Origin of the sequence: Flavobacterium tructae (assembly GCF_001853485.1) — a bacterium.
GTDB lineage: Bacteria > Bacteroidota > Bacteroidia > Flavobacteriales > Flavobacteriaceae > Flavobacterium > Flavobacterium tructae.
The window spans coordinates 399,816-416,036 of sequence record NZ_MIKE01000022.1 but is presented as its reverse complement, the minus strand read 5'-3'; the positions used below and the strand labels follow the sequence as shown (position 1 = coordinate 416,036).

The 16,221-nt window shown below is 30.0% G+C and carries 16 protein-coding genes; 7 read left to right on the top strand and 9 right to left on the bottom strand.

Going from position 1 to position 16,221, the window contains the following annotated elements; all coding sequences use genetic code 11:
• Positions 1 to 27: 27 nt before the first annotated feature.
• The 6 genes from BHE19_RS09535 to BHE19_RS09515 form a co-directional block, all read right to left on the bottom strand.
• Positions 28 to 1,230 (bottom strand): GIY-YIG nuclease family protein, encoded by a 1,203-nt coding sequence (locus BHE19_RS09535; protein ID WP_070906912.1) that lies wholly within the window; start codon positions 1,228 to 1,230, stop codon positions 28 to 30.
• On the bottom strand, positions 1,223 to 3,178 hold the full coding sequence (locus BHE19_RS09530) for a DEAD/DEAH box helicase (protein WP_070906911.1): 1,956 nt from the start codon (positions 3,176 to 3,178) through the stop codon (positions 1,223 to 1,225). Before BHE19_RS09530 ends, BHE19_RS09535 begins: the two co-directional genes overlap by 8 nt.
• Before the next feature lie 2 nt (positions 3,179 to 3,180).
• Positions 3,181 to 5,871, bottom strand: coding sequence for a class I SAM-dependent DNA methyltransferase (locus BHE19_RS09525; RefSeq protein WP_070906910.1), 2,691 nt, complete (start codon positions 5,869 to 5,871; stop codon positions 3,181 to 3,183).
• A 318-nt stretch (positions 5,872 to 6,189) separates the two neighbouring features.
• Complete coding sequence (locus BHE19_RS22765; RefSeq protein ID WP_165607918.1) at positions 6,190 to 6,345, bottom strand: hypothetical protein; 156 nt, start codon at positions 6,343 to 6,345, stop codon at positions 6,190 to 6,192.
• Positions 6,338 to 6,541 carry a hypothetical protein gene (locus tag BHE19_RS09520; protein ID WP_070906909.1) on the bottom strand — a complete coding sequence of 68 codons (204 nt, stop codon included), beginning with the start codon at positions 6,539 to 6,541 and terminating at the stop codon, positions 6,338 to 6,340. Before BHE19_RS09520 ends, BHE19_RS22765 begins: the two co-directional genes overlap by 8 nt.
• Positions 6,542 to 6,547: 6 nt before the next feature.
• Positions 6,548 to 7,120: a hypothetical protein gene (locus BHE19_RS09515; RefSeq protein WP_070906908.1), complete on the bottom strand. Its 573-nt coding sequence runs from the start codon at positions 7,118 to 7,120 to the stop codon at positions 6,548 to 6,550.
• Between the two features lie 300 nt (positions 7,121 to 7,420).
• Between BHE19_RS09515 and BHE19_RS09510 the strand changes: the two genes are divergently transcribed.
• The 3 genes from BHE19_RS09510 to BHE19_RS09500 are packed head-to-tail and all read left to right on the top strand — an operon-like array spanning position 7,421 to position 9,675.
• Complete coding sequence (locus tag BHE19_RS09510; protein ID WP_233431368.1) at positions 7,421 to 7,687, top strand: helix-turn-helix domain-containing protein; 267 nt, start codon at positions 7,421 to 7,423, stop codon at positions 7,685 to 7,687.
• A 3-nt stretch (positions 7,688 to 7,690) separates the two neighbouring features.
• On the top strand, positions 7,691 to 8,731 hold the full coding sequence (locus tag BHE19_RS09505) for an AAA family ATPase (protein ID WP_070906906.1): 1,041 nt from the start codon (positions 7,691 to 7,693) through the stop codon (positions 8,729 to 8,731).
• Between the two features lie 59 nt (positions 8,732 to 8,790).
• Complete coding sequence (locus tag BHE19_RS09500) at positions 8,791 to 9,675, top strand: DUF6371 domain-containing protein (protein ID WP_070907142.1); 885 nt, start codon at positions 8,791 to 8,793, stop codon at positions 9,673 to 9,675.
• Positions 9,676 to 9,726: 51 nt separating this feature from the next.
• Here BHE19_RS09500 and BHE19_RS09495 read toward each other — a convergent pair whose 3' ends face one another.
• On the bottom strand, positions 9,727 to 10,479 hold the full coding sequence (locus BHE19_RS09495; RefSeq protein WP_070906905.1) for a hypothetical protein: 753 nt from the start codon (positions 10,477 to 10,479) through the stop codon (positions 9,727 to 9,729).
• A 186-nt stretch (positions 10,480 to 10,665) separates the two neighbouring features.
• On the opposite strand from BHE19_RS09495, the gene BHE19_RS09490 reads away from it, so the two are divergent.
• The 3 genes from BHE19_RS09490 (at position 10,666) to BHE19_RS09480 (ending at position 14,340) form a co-directional block, all read left to right on the top strand.
• Positions 10,666 to 11,685 (top strand): hypothetical protein, encoded by a 1,020-nt coding sequence (locus BHE19_RS09490; RefSeq protein WP_070906904.1) that lies wholly within the window; start codon positions 10,666 to 10,668, stop codon positions 11,683 to 11,685.
• A gap of 279 nt (positions 11,686 to 11,964) precedes the next feature.
• Positions 11,965 to 13,569 (top strand): T9SS type A sorting domain-containing protein, encoded by a 1,605-nt coding sequence (locus BHE19_RS09485; RefSeq protein WP_070906903.1) that lies wholly within the window; start codon positions 11,965 to 11,967, stop codon positions 13,567 to 13,569.
• Between the two features lie 114 nt (positions 13,570 to 13,683).
• Positions 13,684 to 14,340: a fibrobacter succinogenes major paralogous domain-containing protein gene (locus BHE19_RS09480; protein ID WP_070906902.1), complete on the top strand. Its 657-nt coding sequence runs from the start codon at positions 13,684 to 13,686 to the stop codon at positions 14,338 to 14,340.
• Between the two features lie 234 nt (positions 14,341 to 14,574).
• On the opposite strand, the gene BHE19_RS09475 is transcribed toward BHE19_RS09480, so the two are convergent.
• The gene (locus BHE19_RS09475) at positions 14,575 to 14,955 is read right to left on the bottom strand and encodes a flagellar motor protein MotB (protein WP_070906901.1); all 381 of its coding nucleotides are present in this window, start codon (positions 14,953 to 14,955) and stop codon (positions 14,575 to 14,577) included.
• A 302-nt stretch (positions 14,956 to 15,257) separates the two neighbouring features.
• Between BHE19_RS09475 and BHE19_RS09470 the strand changes: the two genes are divergently transcribed.
• Positions 15,258 to 15,719: a type ISP restriction/modification enzyme gene (locus BHE19_RS09470; protein ID WP_083342503.1), complete on the top strand. Its 462-nt coding sequence runs from the start codon at positions 15,258 to 15,260 to the stop codon at positions 15,717 to 15,719.
• Positions 15,720 to 15,771: 52 nt separating this feature from the next.
• On the opposite strand, the gene BHE19_RS09465 is transcribed toward BHE19_RS09470, so the two are convergent.
• Complete coding sequence (locus BHE19_RS09465) at positions 15,772 to 16,158, bottom strand: secretion protein (protein WP_070906900.1); 387 nt, start codon at positions 16,156 to 16,158, stop codon at positions 15,772 to 15,774.
• Positions 16,159 to 16,221 lie beyond the last annotated feature (63 nt).

The following is a 16,221-nucleotide window of genomic DNA, read 5'->3' as shown; positions in this document are numbered from 1 at the left end:
TAGAACAGCTCTATGTTGATATTGGTTTTATTTTATACTAATAATGGCTTTATTTTCATAGTCATATTTGAAATTGACAATAGTTCCATCTAAGATTAAATCAATCACTTTGTCAATTATTGGAAATGGAGCAACAAACCACTCTCTTGGTGTAATTCTTCTTCCTTTATCATCATGAATGTCTACATCTAAACACACTTCTGCAAAAAATCGATGTAATAGCTGTTCAAATTTGTGTGGATTTACATTGTAACACTTGTAGGTCGAGACCACATGGACATCAGCAAGTAAATATGTAGGTTCTTTAATTGCATTTTTAATTCTATCTCGCACATCTACTTTAGAAAAACCGATTTTATGTAAATCTTTAATTTCAGAAATGACGGGGTTGTTTGATTTTGATTTTAAAACATAAATCCAACCAGTTTCTAAATCATTTTCATTGACAATATTAGCATTTTTAAATAATTCATTTTCTGAATCTGAATCAGTATCAGAAACTATTCTACCATTATTATACAGAGATTTTGCTAATGAACGATAGTACATATTACTAATTGTTCCATTTTCGAAAATGATTCTGGTACGGCCGTCTTTTCTAATTCGGTCTTTAATTAACCTGTCCTCAATTCCATCATCTTCTAAAAATAGTAAAATTCCATCTAAAATATAATACTTGCCTTTTTCAAGATTTTGCTCGACATCTTTGAATTCGGATAATTTTCTTTTTCCTTCTCTTAATTCTTTATGTACTTCTTTAAATCTAAATTCATAAGGTTCAAAGTCTTTGTCTTTCATGGCTTTTCTTCGAGCAGTAAAATCTCTTTCAGCTATTTCAGAAGATTTTGGAACATTTTTTAGTTTAAATATTTCCAGCGTATCATCGGTATCTAATAAACCAAATTCATCATCATTTAAAATGTCATCGATTGAATTTATTTCCGTGACTGCATTACCAAGTAAGTTATAGGTATCGTACGGCTTCAATATTTGTAAATTTTTATTGTTCTTTCTTAATTCTTTTAATACAACTCCTAAACTTCTTTCTGAAATAACAAAAACATCTGCCTTTGGTTCTCTTTTATTCTTTTCAAAAAAGACATTAATTTCTTGGAACGAATCAATCAATCGTTCATCTTCTGATTTTACATTGGAAACTTTAGCTTTTGATTCTAATAGTCCAAATTCATCATCATTAAAAATATCGTCTAATGTTAACTTTTTAGCCATTAGCTTTTTTCTTTCTTAACTGTTCTCTTAAATATATTACAGCTTCTGCCATTCTTTTTTCTTGCGGGTCAAATGATTGGATACTTGGCTCTGTTCCTGTTTTAGCCCTCCAATTTTTAATTTTTGGCCACAAAACTACCGCTTCTTCTTCGGTCATTTCAATTCTTGTAGCGTCAATCGTTTCTTGGATAGCTTTGAATACTGATGCTGTTACAGATTTTGATAGAATTTCAAATGCTTTTTGAAATGGATTTATCTGGTCGATTAAGTCAATATTAATATCATCAATATTTACAAAACTATCAGCCATTCTTATAAAACGTTTGTCGCCTTGTGTTTCAATGGTGCTATTTTTAATAACTGAATCAACTACCACATATTGTCTAACTTCTTCAACTTGTTCCTCAGTTAAATCTGGATAAGTCTCTCGAATAATTTTTGGAATCAAAACTGTATTGATAACTTCAGGGTCAACATTACCAGGTAGAGCTTTAATCATTTTATCATCTTGAAGAATCTTAGCTTTCAAGTCGTTAATATCGGATTCTACAATGTCTTTTACCCGTTGAGATGTAGGTGTTTTAAATCCTTTTATTCTAATGGTTTCATCATCGTCTTCTGATTCATCTTCATCAGGAAACTTTGGTTTGAATTTGAAATTTGGTGCTAAAACTTGCTCCATTAATAATGAGGCCGTAATAGCTTTGAGCATATTATTAACAGATAGTTTTACCTCTCCATCTTCGGCGTCTGGTTGTGCAATTAGGTTTGTAAATTGTGCATGTGTTTTGTTCTCACTATCCCTAGTACATCTACCAATAATTTGTATTATTTCGGTTAATGAACCTCTGTAACCTACCGTTAATGCGTGTTCACAAAATGGCCAGTCAAAGCCTTCTTTTGCCATTCCTAATGCAATAATAATGTCAACATCATCAGCATTTCTAGAAACTCTTAAATATTCTTGAATTTTATCTCTTTCTTTTTGATTGTCGTTAACTAAATCGGCTATCTTTAATAGTTTGCCTGATTTATAACTGCGAACATGTAGTAAACCTGTATTAGAATCTTGATATTCTAATTCACCTATAGCTTCAATTATATGATTTACTTCTTCGTATTTGTCTTTTGATGATTCTCCAGAATTTACGCTTGGTATATGAATAATTGTTTTTTGATTTTCTTTTATAGCTTCTGCAATTGCTGAGATACCTGTATCGTCCTGAGGTTTGAAATATTTTCCTTGATAAAAATGATAACCAATACCTAAGGATTTTAAATACTCATATCCGTTTAATTGTTCATAATAATTATAAGTTACTTTAGTGAATTGAGCTTCTAACTCAGGTAACAACACGGGAACACTGTCTCCACGAAAATAAGAACCAGTCATAGCCACAATGTGTGCTTTTGACTTTGTCATAATAGAACGTAGTACTTCACCTAAACGATTATTACCATCTGCTGAAACGTGATGAAATTCGTCGATTGCTATTACTGTATTATCGAAAGTCTTTTCATCAATACCTTCACAAGCAAAACGTAATGTAGCGTGCGTACAAATTAATATTTTCTCATCACTATTAAGGAACTTACTAAATGCTTTTACTTTACTGCTTTCACCACCTGGCGTACAAAGATTATAAATATCATTTGGTTCCCAATTGGCAAAGAAACCATCTTTCATTAAATCAGTTCTTGAAAAAGAACTACCGATAGAACGCTCTGGAACGGCAACAATAACCTTTTTAACACCTTGTTTTATTAATTTATCCAAACCAATAAACATTAAAGCTCTTGATTTTCCAGATGCTGGAGGTGCTTTGATTAATAAATATTGTGCAGTACGAGCTTCAAAAGCTCTTTCCTGCATTTCCCTCATACCAAACTCATTAGTTTTTTTGCTTTTACCTGTCTGGTTGTATTTAACGTGAACTATATCTGGCATAATTATTTTACTTTCTTCGTTTTCTTTTCTTTTATAGCTAAACTATTTTTGGTTGTCATTTCTTCATACATTTTAAAAAGGTATTCCAAACGCTCTACATCACTTTCAAAAGGCTTTAAACGATAGCATCGTTCTATTGCAAGGTCTAATTGATAATGTGCCTCTCTTAATCCTTTTGGCATTTTATCGGGGTCGTATAATTGTGCTAAGGTTTTTTCGGGATATTTTGCTCTTTCGTCTAAGACATCAAAAACATGCAAATTAATTTGTTCTTTTTGTTTATCTGTAATTTTTGGAAAGGGAAATGTATTGAAGCATAATCCTGTTGAATATCTATAATCTGTTTTTAATTTACCTCCAACACCTCTAACCCAAGACATGTGGATTTTTGAATTTAGTAATCCAAAAATCCATGGTTGTGCATTATATATAGCTAAAGCCGAATCTGCAATTACAGTTTTAGAGTCAAAAAAACCAACTGGAATATAATCTCTTCTTTCTGAAGTGTGTCTAGGTATCAGAATCGAGTCGGTATCTTGATGAGAAAAAAAGTAAAATTGATTCGGTGTATTTGCTTTTTCTCTAGTACTAACTTCAGTGCTTTTTTCTCTTATTTTTCTAACATTGTCCAGTCTTTTACTTAATATGTCAATTTTCATTGCTTCTTCAAGTTCTCTGTCTGCAATTAGCAAACACCATCTTTTTTTACCAGTTGTAAAATCATGAGCACCGATAAACTCTTTAATATATTTAGTTGTTTGCGGATATGCACTAATTAACTCTTCTTTTTCAATTTCATTTAGTAATAAATTACCCCCGTCATTTGGCATATTTCCAAATACTGCTACTGGTAAATTTGATATTGGAGAAGATGTTCTTTTAATATAAATTGATTTAGAATTTGTTAAATATGGTGATATGTTTGTAGCTTCTTTCATCAAGCCATGGTCAAATAGATATTTAACTTTATTTGTAATATTTCTTAATCCTACTATTATTACGGTAACTCCAGCATTGCCTTTTGCATTGTTAGTCCATTTGAATGATTGATAAGCAAATCCAATTTCTATTTTATCATTTAATATTCTTGGCCATGTAATTGCGACCTGTTCACCTTGACAAATAGAATTTGTCGAAACTAATGCAATTTGAGCATTAAACCCTTCAATATATTTTGCGCCTAAATAAAACCAACAACTAACATAATCTAAACTTTTATAATCTTTTCGGAAAACGAATCTCATATCTTCCTTTTGTTCAGTATCTTGATTGCGTGAACCTAAATATGGAGGATTCCCCAAAATGTAAACTTCATCATTCTTACTTATTGGACAAACCTTTACCCAATCTAATCTTGTAGCATTTCCTTGTGTAATGTGTCCTGCATCTTTTAATGGTAAAATAGGTTTAGCTTTACCGTAATCGTGTAATTCATCCACAAATACTTTATTCATTTGATGTTCCGCTAACCAAAGTGATAAAATGGCCATTTCGTGGGCAAAATCATCTAATTCAATACCATAAAATTGTGATAGTTTAACTTCGGTAAAAACAATAGAAACTTGACTTTCTGTATTATAAATGTCTTGTAAAATTTCAATTTCTAATTGTCTTAATTCTTTATAAGCTATAATCAAAAAATTACCACTACCACAGGCAGGGTCAAAGCATTTTATTTTTGAAATTCTATAAATTAGTTTTCTTAGCTGGCTCGGTTTTCCTTTACTTTTTTCAAACTCTTCGCGAAGTTCATTTAGAAATAAAGGCTCAATTACTTTCATAATATTAGGCACAGAAGTATAATGCATTCCTAAACCACTGCGGTATTCAGGATTAACTACTGCCTGAATCATTGAACCAAATATATCTGGATTAATTTCAGACCAATCTAATCCTCCGCATTCGAGAATTATCTTCCTAGCTTTAGATGAGAATTTTGGAGATACTATATTACTTCCAAACAACCCACCATTTACATAAGGGAATACTTGTAAATAAGCAGGTTCATCGCTATTGTCTTCAGTGTTTAATACTTTAAATAATCTATCTAAAAATAAATGTACATCACTACCATCAGATTTCGTATGTTGACCTAATGTGTTTGTGAAAACTCCTTCTTCATTGAATATTCCTGTATCTTCTGCGAAGAAACAAAATAACAATCTTGATAAAAAGATATTTAAATTATGGCCACCGTCGTCGTAAATATTTGGGTTTTCGTGTACCAAAATATCATACAGTTTGGCCATTTCGTAAGAAGCCTTTCTATCAGCATGATTTTCATTTTTAGATTGGTACTTTTCTTGTCCTGCCCAAGGTAAAAAGAAATCAAATCTTTTATTAATTTCAGTAATTGGAGTATCAAGCGTTAGGCCTGTTCTGATGTCTTTTGCTAATAGAGTAATATAATCAGTGACAATTACAAAACGAGGATTATGTTTTAAATCTTCTTCATTTTTAGTTAAATCATCAATAGTGGTTAGTAATTTATCAGAAGCAACTTCTTTAAAGAATACTTTCTTTTTATACAAAACCTCTCCTTCAATTTTTGATAAATTGAAATCGCCTTTCTTTAAACGAGTTATCGAAGTTTTGGAAATTCCATAAGCAATTAATAAATCAAAAATAAAATTTTCTTTATCTATTAATTTTACTAATTCGCTTACGTTTTTTTCTATTTGAGATGCGTTCATTGTAAGATTTAATTACTTTAATCTTCAAAAATAATCATTTATAGATATTAAAAATATTATTTCGAATTAATTAAAACAATTCACGAACGTAATCATTAAAAAACTTGATTTTGATGATAAAAACACGTCTTTTAGAAAAGACCGTAAGAAGAAATACAGGAGCATCTAGGAACAAAAGGGAGTGATAAAATTCCAGAAAAAAAATTTTCGAACGCCATCGATACCCCCCAATAGAGCAATGTTTTTTTGTTTTTTTTGAGGGAGGTAACGAGAGATAAATTATTAATTACATCGAAGGAGGAGAGGGGGGGCTAGGGGCTAGCCTAATTGTTCTATTTTTTTTTTGATAACAGCAATTTCTTTTTGAAATTGTAATTTGGTCATTTGTGTGTGTAGTTCAGCTTTTCTTTCTGGATTTTCTTCAATACTAATTTCCATTTGTTTGATTCTTATTTTTTCGTCAATGTTATCCATTTTCCCAAGAATTTAAAAGATACTCAACTTCAAAAAGGTCATTCAATTTATTGTCTTTTAGTAATAATTGGTACTCTTGCCATAAATGCCAATCATCGGTGATTGAGTTTTCTTCATATTTCATTTCGCAATAGTTTTTTACTAGTTCACGCAATTGCGGATTAAAGTCAAAATTTGTTATTTCATTTTCTTTCATTGTAATTTATATTATTTCTGTTATTATTGGTGCTTTATTAGTGTAGTTTAAGCAATTATATTTATTTGTTATACTTGTAGCCTCAAAAGAGATTTCGTTCCAGGAAAAGTACTTATAAATCACATTTTCAACTATTGTTTTTACTTCGGATAAATTACCATCTGTGATAAAGTGAACATGGTTGAATCCTCTCCCATCCATTTCTATTGTGTACTTTATGTATTTGTCTGGCATCTCATTTTTTATCTGATAAATCAATTCCTGATGATATTCCTTGTCATAGTTCTCAAAAGGATTCCACGATACAAAGCTTTGCCAATCGTAATTGTTTTCAGTATAAGTTTTTCGTTTATTGATTGGCATAAACTCATTAATGATTGAATAGTGTATTTTCCATTGCTTGCCATCTTTGTCTAGTAAATTAGTTACTCCAGCATATTTTTCTTTGATTTTAATCATTTTGTATTTCAACATTCTTATTGATAAACCTGTTAACTCTGGTAACTGGTTAAGCTTATAATAGGCCTTGTATCTTTTGCTATTTGCATTGTTGATTAATTCATTAAACTTTTCTTTCATTCTAAATTGGATATAAAAAGGTCAAGAGAGGTTGCTAATCTCTTGGGTTATGTCTGTTGTCTTTTAATAAATATGTGAAACTTTTAAAAAAGATGCACTTTGACTAAAAAAAACATGCATTTATTTTTTATTGCGTCTTAGTTGGATTCAATTTTAGGCTAAGCTCCTAATCAATGAAAAATAAATTATTGCACCTATTTTGTATAAAATCAAGCGATTAAGTTTTTGCTGTTCGAATTAGGGAAACCCTAAAAAATCCCTAATCTTCATTTGTACCATAGAAATTAAAACATGGTAATTATGAACAATCAAATTTTTTTAAACGGTATTACAATAGAACAATTAGCAGAAGTATTAAAGCCATTGTTACTTGCAAAAACTCAGGAACAAAATTTATCCGAAAATCCTTTACTAACTCGAGATGAGGTTTGTGAGCTTCTTTCTTTCAATAAGACAAGCCTATGGAAACATACAAAAAGTGGAAGGCTTAAAAGCTATGGTATTGGAAATCGTGTGTACTATAAAAGAGATGAAGTATTAGAAGCAGTTAAACCTATCAATTCATAAACTATGGAAAATTTAAGCAACGGATTGGAAGTATTAAGTAATGTAATTGATGAAGCAATGACAAGCAATAATATAGTTAAATATGAAAATATTGGTTTGTTCACCATTAAAACTGGTAATGAATGGATGGAAGAAGCAAAAAATAAACCTGTACCAAAAAAGCTTTTTGGTGAGTTTTGGTTCGAAGGAGAACTGTGTATTCTATTTGCTGATTCCAATGTTGGTAAATCAATCCTAGCGGTTCAAATTGCTGACAGTATAAGTAAAAACAAGGAAATAACGCCTTTTAAATTAGATGCAGAAAAGCAGGCTGTTCTATATCTTGATTTTGAGTTATCCGCTAAACAATTTGAAAATAGATATTCTAAAAATTATGATGAACATTATTATTTCGATAATGGTTTTAGTCGAATAGAAATCAATAGCGATGCGGACTTACCATCAAATACAGATTTTGAAACTTATCTTTTAAATTCATTAGAGTGGTCAATCGCTAAAACAGGTGCTAAAACTATCATAGTCGATAATCTAACATACCTTAAAAGTGGTAATGAATCAGCAAAAGATGCGCTTCCTTTGATGAAGAAATTAAAAGCATTGAAAAGTAAATATGATTTGTCAATGTTGGTTTTGGCTCATACTCCTAAACGTGATTTGTCCAAAGCAATAACTAAAAACGATTTGGCAGGAAGCAAAATGTTGATGAATTTTTGTGATAGTTCATTTACGATTGGCCAAAGCTCCGCAGATTCTAGTTTAAGATATATTAAACAGATTAAACAACGAAATACCGAAGAGATTTATGGTGCTGATAATGTTTGTGTTTGTCAGATAATAAAGCCTCACAATTTTCTAGAATTTGAGTTCTTAGATTTTGATGAAGAAAAAACTCATTTAAAAGAATCAAATAAAGTAGATAAGGCAGATAGGGATGAACTGATTGAGCTTGCTAAAGAACTTAGTGACAGTGGTAAAACTCAAAGAGAGATTTCAGACGAATTGGGTATCGCAGTTGGAACAGTGAACAAGTATCTTAAATTATAAACGTGTTCACAGTGTTCACACTTTTAAAGATGAACACCGTGAACAAACAAAACAAAACAATGAAGAAGTATAAATATAGTTTAGACACCAGTAGTAAAAAGTTTATTTGCCCAATGTGTAAAATGAAGACATTAGTTAAGTTTATTGATACTGAAACCAAATCCTATTTAAGTGATGATTTAGGTAGGTGTGACCGTGAAAGTAGTTGTGGTTATTTTAATGTGCCATCTAACGGTATAATTATCAAAAAAGAAAGGATTATTGATTATGTCGAAACTAGTTTTCATAGTTTGCAATTAGTTGAAAGTGGCTTCCTTTCAAAAAAGAGAAATAATTTTATTCAATTTTTAATGAATAATTTTCCAGAAAAAGCGGTAAACGAAGTAGTTTCGAAATACTTAATAAGTACATCAAATCGTTGGGATTGTTCTACAGTTTTTTGGCAAATTGATAATTATGAATGTGCTCATGCGGGTAAAATATTGGCTTACAATAAAGAAACAGGGAAAAGAATAAAAAATAATGACGGCAAAGCGTTAATTGATTGGGTTCATAGTGTATTGAAAAGGAAAGGAATTATACATGATTTTAATCTTAGGCAGTGTTTGTTTGGATTACATCTCATTAATGGGGTTAATGCGAAAGTCATTGGATTAGTTGAAAGTGAAAAAACAGCAGTTTTAATGAGTCTTTTTAAACCTGAGTATATTTGGATGGCTACAGGTAGTAAAGGCGGTTTAAAATACGAGTTATTGTTGCCAATTAAGCAATATAGAATTATTGCATTTCCAGACAAAAGCGAATACAATGATTGGTTAATTAAAGCAAAACAGTTGAATGGTTTTAATTTTGATATTGTTGTTAATGACTGGTTGGAAAATACCAACTATGAAGACGGAATAGATTTAGCGGATGTATTACTTTTAGAAAACAAAAATGTTTGATTGCAGGTCGATAAGTGCCTTAATTATAATGGGCTGGTATTTCTTTTTATTCTATTCCGCTTTATAACCGATGTTTACTAATTTATTAACAACAACATTTACCGTTTTTATTGATTTTAAAGGATTGTTTTTTTCTGATATACCTTTGCTTATCATAGCATTTAACATTGGTTGTAATGTTGTCGCTTTTACACCTGTAACACCACTTAAAGCATTTGCTAAGCTGTTTACAGATGTATTGAATGGAGGTTTATTTTTGAGATATTCGAGAACTCCTAGTTTTTCTAAAAAAATAACTTTTGAACTATAGCTATTTTCGCTATAATCAATTAGTTCTTCCTCTTCTTCTTCTTCTTCTTCTTCAGTATTATTATTTACTGGACTAGATTTTTTAATTTCATTTTGTTCGTGTCTAATTAATTCGTCAATTTCATATAGAAATTCAGACATTCCTTCGAAGAGAATTTCCGCATCTTCGCAATCTCTTTCAGGCAGAGACCAAACAATTTCATCAAATGTTTCGTCTTTAATATCTATTATTAAAGCATTGTTTTTTAAGTTGTATAATTCGATAAAGGACATTGCTGACTCGTATTCGTAGCCAACTTCGGTTATTTTTCCAGAGTGGAAATCTTTTACTAATTGAAAATTTTTTTTAAGTGAATATCTTCTAAAATCACTTCTCAGAATTTTTAGCAAAAATAAATCAAGATTGTTTGTTATGTCGTAAATTTTTTTAATTCTTGAAAAAGCAGGCATTCGACCATAGCTTTCGAAAAACTCAGTCATTTCAATTTCTGTCATAGCTCTACGTATATTTTTTTAATTTCGTTTGCTAATTTATCAAATTAATCCAAAGGTTATTAATTTTTTGAAATTTCACTTTATGGATTTAAGAAAACTAAAAAACTCATTTAAAGAATTAAAAAATAATAGTAAGTTGATTTACTTTTCAAGATAGTTATCAATATTTTTGTTCAAAAAAAATATATGTATAGCAAGTCTAAAATTTTACTTATTATATTTTACGTACTTATAATTGCAAATCTTTTCAGCTATTCAACAATTATTTACCTTGAAAAATTATTTCAAAACAATGATAAAATACTTGAAGTAATAATTACTGTTAATGGAATCTTTTCCGCAATTCTAACGACCTTTCTCTTTGGAAGGTTAAATATATCCAAAGAAAGTAAAATTACGGCTAAAGCCAATGCTATAAGTTTATCCGAAAAGATTACTGCTCTAAGACGTATTCTTTATGAGGTTACGAATTATTACGGAGTATGGAAGCATGATAATTCGACGAAAAACCTATTAGAAGTCAATAAATTTAAATCAGTAGATTATTTTGATTACAAACTCATGTCTTATTCTGACTACAAACCAGAAGATTATGAACTAATAGAGGAACTTAATGAACACGAAGACCATTTAGATGTTGAAAGCGATATGTTCTTATCAATGATTAGTATTGTAAATAATCGTAAAAAACCTGAAGTTTTTGAAACTGTCTTATATAATGATTATTACGATAATGAATTAATTTATGAAATTGATTTTCTCCAAAGACTAAGTGAAATAAATCATCTTTCAAGGCTTTCCTCTAACCTCAATAAATACGACGTTTTTGATTATAATAAATTAAACAAGGATAGCAAGGACAGATTATCAAGGTTAATACATGAAATTAATTCAAATTATGATTTAGAAAAGTATAATTTTAAAGAAATGCTTGCAGTTATTTGTTCTGACATAGAATCTGATATTTTGCCAAAACTTTTGAAATCGGTAAAAAGAGTAAATGATGGTTTGTCCGTAATTGAGATTGATATTATAAACACGATTAAAGTTAGTTTACTTATTGGAGTTATTCTCCCACTGTTAAATTTAGCGATTTCTGAATATGCAATGAAAGAATTTATTTCAATATTATTTATAGTTGCTAATTTTAGTATGTTTTTTTATTTTGTATTTCGTATTAAAAAATTCTCAAATGAACAAATCTAAGATTAGTCTTTATAATGCCAGTTTAGTTTAGAAAAGCAAAAATATAAATGCCAATCTTTATAGCTGTTAGCTAATGGTTGACTAAAATTTTATTTATATCAATAAAATAAGGGTAAATCAATATAGAAGGAATATGTAGATATTTTGAGAATCAATAAAATAGAGGATTAGTTTTTTAATTAATCCTCTATTTTTTTTACTACTTTTTAATTATTAATATATATTTACGTACTAATTTTTCAAGCTATTGTCTAACGGAATTTATATTATTAAAACCCTATGAAAAGAAAATTACTTTTACTTTTTTTAACTCTTTTATTTATTGAAGCTAAGGCACAACAGGAAATTTATAATTTTACTCCAGGTGGAGCAGGGAATTGTATACAATTCAATGATAAGATTTTTTTAACTGGTTATCAACAGAGTACTGGTGGAGAAGTTTGGCAGAGTGATGGAACAGCGGCAAATACGACTTTAGTAAAGGATATTTATCCTGGGACTGGTAATGGAATATCTCGTTCATTAGCACTAAACGCCGCAATTTTGAATAATAAGCTCTATTTTTTAGCTAAAGATGAAAATTCGTTAGGAGAAATATGGAAAACAGACGGTACTGAAAGCGGAACAGAGAAAATAACTAATTTTATTAACGGAAGAGTTTTAAAATTAACAACAGTTGGAAATGTAATTTATTTTCTACTTAAAAAAGATAATGAAAAATTAGAGGTTTGGAAAACTGATGGAACAACTATAGGAACTGTTTTAGTAAAAGATAATTTGTCGATTTGGAATTCGCCTTCTTTTGAAGGAAAATGCAATAATACTTTTATATTTTCATTTCAACCTCCAAGTACTAATAATTCGAGAGTTTGGAGAAGTGATGGAACAACTGAAGGAACATTTCCGATAACTGGTGAATTTGATGGTAATGGTTCAGGCTATCTTGATGGGACTGGAGGAACTTCTATACTAACGCAGTTTATTGAAGCTAACGGAAAACTCTATTTTACTACCAGATATTTTTTGTTTGAAACTGATGGAACTCTTGAAAACACAAAAAATGTTGCCACGGTAAGAAGTTTAGGAAATTTGGTTCACTATGATGATGTTATTGTAGTAAATAACGATTTATACTTAATGTTTTTTACCATCAAAAAATCTAGCTCAAGTAGTAATAACTTAGTAATATTAAAGTATAATATAGTAAACAAAACCATTACTACAGTATATGAAAAAAATGCGAATGAGTATTTTTTTGCATCAAATTTAGTTAATATAGGAAATTCTCTCATTTTTACTACTTCAAATCAAACTGCAGGTACAGAATTAGTATCGTTAAGTCTTACTGATAACACTGTTGTAAATATTAAGGAGCTATCAGCATCAAATGATTTGACATTGCCTGTAACTAATTTAGCTAATACGAATGGTTCTATTATAAAAATTAATGATGAGGAAAATTTAATTCTGTCAGGGATAGATAAAAACTATATCAGAAAAGGATGGATATTCAATTCTAGTACGCAAACTGTTCAAAATATTAGTGCATTAAACGATATTAGAAATCCTTTTATTTATAAAGACTTTCTATATTATTCTAAAGATAATAGATTTTGGAAGTACGCCAATAATTTGAGCACAATCGATGTGACTCAAAAAAAGGCGATTGTTTTTTATCCAAATCCCTCATCTGATTTTATGCAGTTAAATGTGGACAGTAGTAATGAAGTTGAAAACATAAGTGTTTTTGACTTAAATGGGAAATTACTTCAAACGCTGTCAAATTCCTCTCAAATTGATATATCATCTTTGCCTAAAGGAATTTATACCGCTCAAATAAAATGGAATGGAACTTTAATTAATAAAAAAATTATTAAAAACTAAAAGTTAAGGAAGTTTCTATTAAAATGAAAAATTAACCATTTAAAGAAAGCCTCCGCTATAGTGATTACATTTTGTAAAACCAATAGAATTCAATAATTTACAAATAACTAAAAAATGGGAAAATTATTTCTATCATTCATTTTATTGTTATTAATCCCAAATAAAATTCAAAATAATATCACCACCGATATTGATGGGAATAAATACACAGTAATTAAAATTGATAAATATTTTATTTCAAATCAAAACTTAAATGTAAGTCGTTTTAGAAATGGTGACGTAATACCTGAAGCAAAAACAATGCAGGAATGGAGAAAGTATGGTAAATTAAAAAAACCAGCTTGGTGCTATCATGAAAGTAATGAAAAGAATAAGAAAAAAATTGGTAAAATTTATAATGGATTCGCTGTCAATGATCCAAGAGGTTTATGTCCCAACGGATTTCATATTCCGACGCATAAAGAATGGAAAGAAATAATTACATTTTTAGGTGGATATGACAATGCAGGATTGCATTTAAAATCTAAAAATTGGGATGGAGATAATAGCTCTGAATTTAATGCTGTCCCTGGCGGTTATAGGAGTACTGTAAATGAAATTGATTTTTATCCATTAGACTATTGTGTGTTATTTTGGGGTACAAAAGTACAGATAAGTAAAAACAGTAATGATTTTATCGGTTTAATGGACGGCGACAATTCAGTAAATGGAGAAGTTACCGCACATACATCAGAGAATGGAATGTATGTAAGATTTATTAAAAATAATTAAGAAAAAAGTGTTCACGAGCACGTGCCATTTATTGGGTATTGAGTGAGAGTACAGTTGTCATTTCGACCGAAGGGAGAAATCACACTAGTATTTCCGCAAAGTAAATTGACAATCTTTGTAGAGTTTCGATTGTGATTTCTCCTTACGTCGAAATGACAAGATTGTGGAGAATCTTATAAAAGGTAAAAAAGAAAACCTCCCAAAAATGAAAGGTTTATTTATATCAATGTTCTATTAAGCTTTCTTTTTTACCGGAACTTTTGTTTTTAATTTTTCAATAAGAGCGTCGGCTTCCTGATATAGGGAAATCGATCGCAGCGATTCTGCGTAGCGGTAATAATATTCAGGTTCTAAATCGGTGGTGAGGGCGAAAAGTTCGCGGTACCATTTGGCTGCTTTATCCAGATTACATTTGGCGTAAGAGGAGTTTCCTAATTTTTGAAATAAATCAACAGATTTGTAGCCTTTTGCCGCAACCCTTTCGTAGGTTTTCATCACATCAACATAGGCATATTTGTCGCTTACTTTATCGGTTTGATACAATTTTTCGCTTTGAGCAGAGACACGAATAGAAAACAGAGTCAATAGCATTACAATAGCTAGTTTTTCTTTCATGAAAATGGATTTAAATGGGGACTTGATATTATTTTTATTTTTTTTGAACAATTTAAAAGCAAGAGAATTATTTAATGTTAGCTGATTGTGTTTTTTGCAAATATATCTAAATCAGTAATATAACATGCGTTTTGGCGATGTTTTTTTGACTTTATCGATAAAATTAGAGTCGAAAACAATGGCAAAATCTTGTCTGGTAAATAATTTCTTATGGATATAAAAACGTTTAAGGCTTGAAATTATTTTAGTTGCGCTAAAAAATAATCTAACTTTATAAAGATTTAGAGAGTGAGAGTATGCGAATGGAAGACTATTTAAATAAAATAAATAATTTGCGTCTTGTAGAAAATAGAGTTGGGCTTCGTGTTAATGCTGAGTTGGAAGAGCTTATTTTAAAAACAGCGTTAGAGAACAGCCAAAGCTATTTCAGGCTGGAGATGCTTTTTCAAAAAGCAGAGAATACTAGTGTGACATTAAATCCCGAAATTTTTCAATTTATTGCCAATTGTTACGGCTTGCTGTTTATGGATGAGAAAGAAACCGGAAATGTTTGTTTTGCTCACAGTCTGGAATTACGACCTGAGTTTAAACAAAGCTTTACGGCAATTGATGTTTTAGATTTAAGTTATGCTATTTTGCATTCGTCACTTTATAGCGAAGATTTAAAAGTAGGCAAACTAAAAATTCCTATACCACAAGATGTTGCTGTATTTTGGAAATTAGTTCAAATAGGAGAGGAATTACGAGGGAAAGAAAAGGAATAAACAAAAAAAAGCATCAGCCCCGCTGATGCTTTTCAATTTCAAGTAAAAACAATTAGCGACGGAAAGCAGGGCTTTTGTTCACTGATTCGTCCATCTTTACAGTTTTTAATTTCTTAGCAGAAACCGTGATTTCATGTTTGGCAACTTTACCATTTTCTTTTACTTCCAGGATGTAAGTTCCGGCAGGATATGCCTCTAAACTTAAAGTTTTTGACGTTTCTAACTGGTTTGAAGCAGTTTCTCCTGTGTAAACCAAATTATTGTTTTCGTCATAGATAGTAAAAACTGATTTCTCAATGGAGTTTAAAGTAAAACTAACTACTTTTCCATTTCCGGTTTTTATATTCAAAATATAATCCCCTTTTCCATCAAATGCATACGTAAAAATTGTTGTTAGAAATACGGCAACAACTAAGCCCACCTTCGTTAAATTTGTCATGTCTTTTTTAATTGTTTATTACTCATTTTGCAACGCGTAAAACTACAAATAGAAATTTAATTT

Excerpts from the sequence above, each read along its gene's own strand:
- BHE19_RS09505 (WP_070906906.1), top strand. The coding sequence starts at position 7,691 with ATGGAAAATTTAAGCAACGGATTGGAAGTATTAAGTAATGTAATTGAT.
- BHE19_RS09470 (WP_083342503.1), top strand. The coding sequence starts at position 15,258 with ATGGAAGACTATTTAAATAAAATAAATAATTTGCGTCTTGTAGAAAAT.
- BHE19_RS09520 (WP_070906909.1), bottom strand. The coding sequence starts at position 6,541 with ATGAAAGAAAATGAAATAACAAATTTTGACTTTAATCCGCAATTGCGT.
- BHE19_RS09480 (WP_070906902.1), top strand. The coding sequence starts at position 13,684 with ATGGGAAAATTATTTCTATCATTCATTTTATTGTTATTAATCCCAAAT.
- BHE19_RS22765 (WP_165607918.1), bottom strand. The coding sequence starts at position 6,345 with ATGGATAACATTGACGAAAAAATAAGAATCAAACAAATGGAAATTAGT.
- BHE19_RS09500 (WP_070907142.1), top strand. The coding sequence starts at position 8,791 with ATGAAGAAGTATAAATATAGTTTAGACACCAGTAGTAAAAAGTTTATT.
- BHE19_RS09475 (WP_070906901.1), bottom strand. The coding sequence starts at position 14,955 with ATGAAAGAAAAACTAGCTATTGTAATGCTATTGACTCTGTTTTCTATT.
- BHE19_RS09490 (WP_070906904.1), top strand. The coding sequence starts at position 10,666 with ATGTATAGCAAGTCTAAAATTTTACTTATTATATTTTACGTACTTATA.
- BHE19_RS09535 (WP_070906912.1), bottom strand. The coding sequence starts at position 1,230 with ATGGCTAAAAAGTTAACATTAGACGATATTTTTAATGATGATGAATTT.
- BHE19_RS09530 (WP_070906911.1), bottom strand. The coding sequence starts at position 3,178 with ATGCCAGATATAGTTCACGTTAAATACAACCAGACAGGTAAAAGCAAA.
- BHE19_RS09525 (WP_070906910.1), bottom strand. The coding sequence starts at position 5,871 with ATGAACGCATCTCAAATAGAAAAAAACGTAAGCGAATTAGTAAAATTA.
- BHE19_RS09515 (WP_070906908.1), bottom strand. The coding sequence starts at position 7,120 with ATGAAAGAAAAGTTTAATGAATTAATCAACAATGCAAATAGCAAAAGA.
- BHE19_RS09465 (WP_070906900.1), bottom strand. The coding sequence starts at position 16,158 with ATGACAAATTTAACGAAGGTGGGCTTAGTTGTTGCCGTATTTCTAACA.
- BHE19_RS09495 (WP_070906905.1), bottom strand. The coding sequence starts at position 10,479 with ATGACAGAAATTGAAATGACTGAGTTTTTCGAAAGCTATGGTCGAATG.
- BHE19_RS09485 (WP_070906903.1), top strand. The coding sequence starts at position 11,965 with ATGAAAAGAAAATTACTTTTACTTTTTTTAACTCTTTTATTTATTGAA.
- BHE19_RS09510 (WP_233431368.1), top strand. The coding sequence starts at position 7,421 with ATGAACAATCAAATTTTTTTAAACGGTATTACAATAGAACAATTAGCA.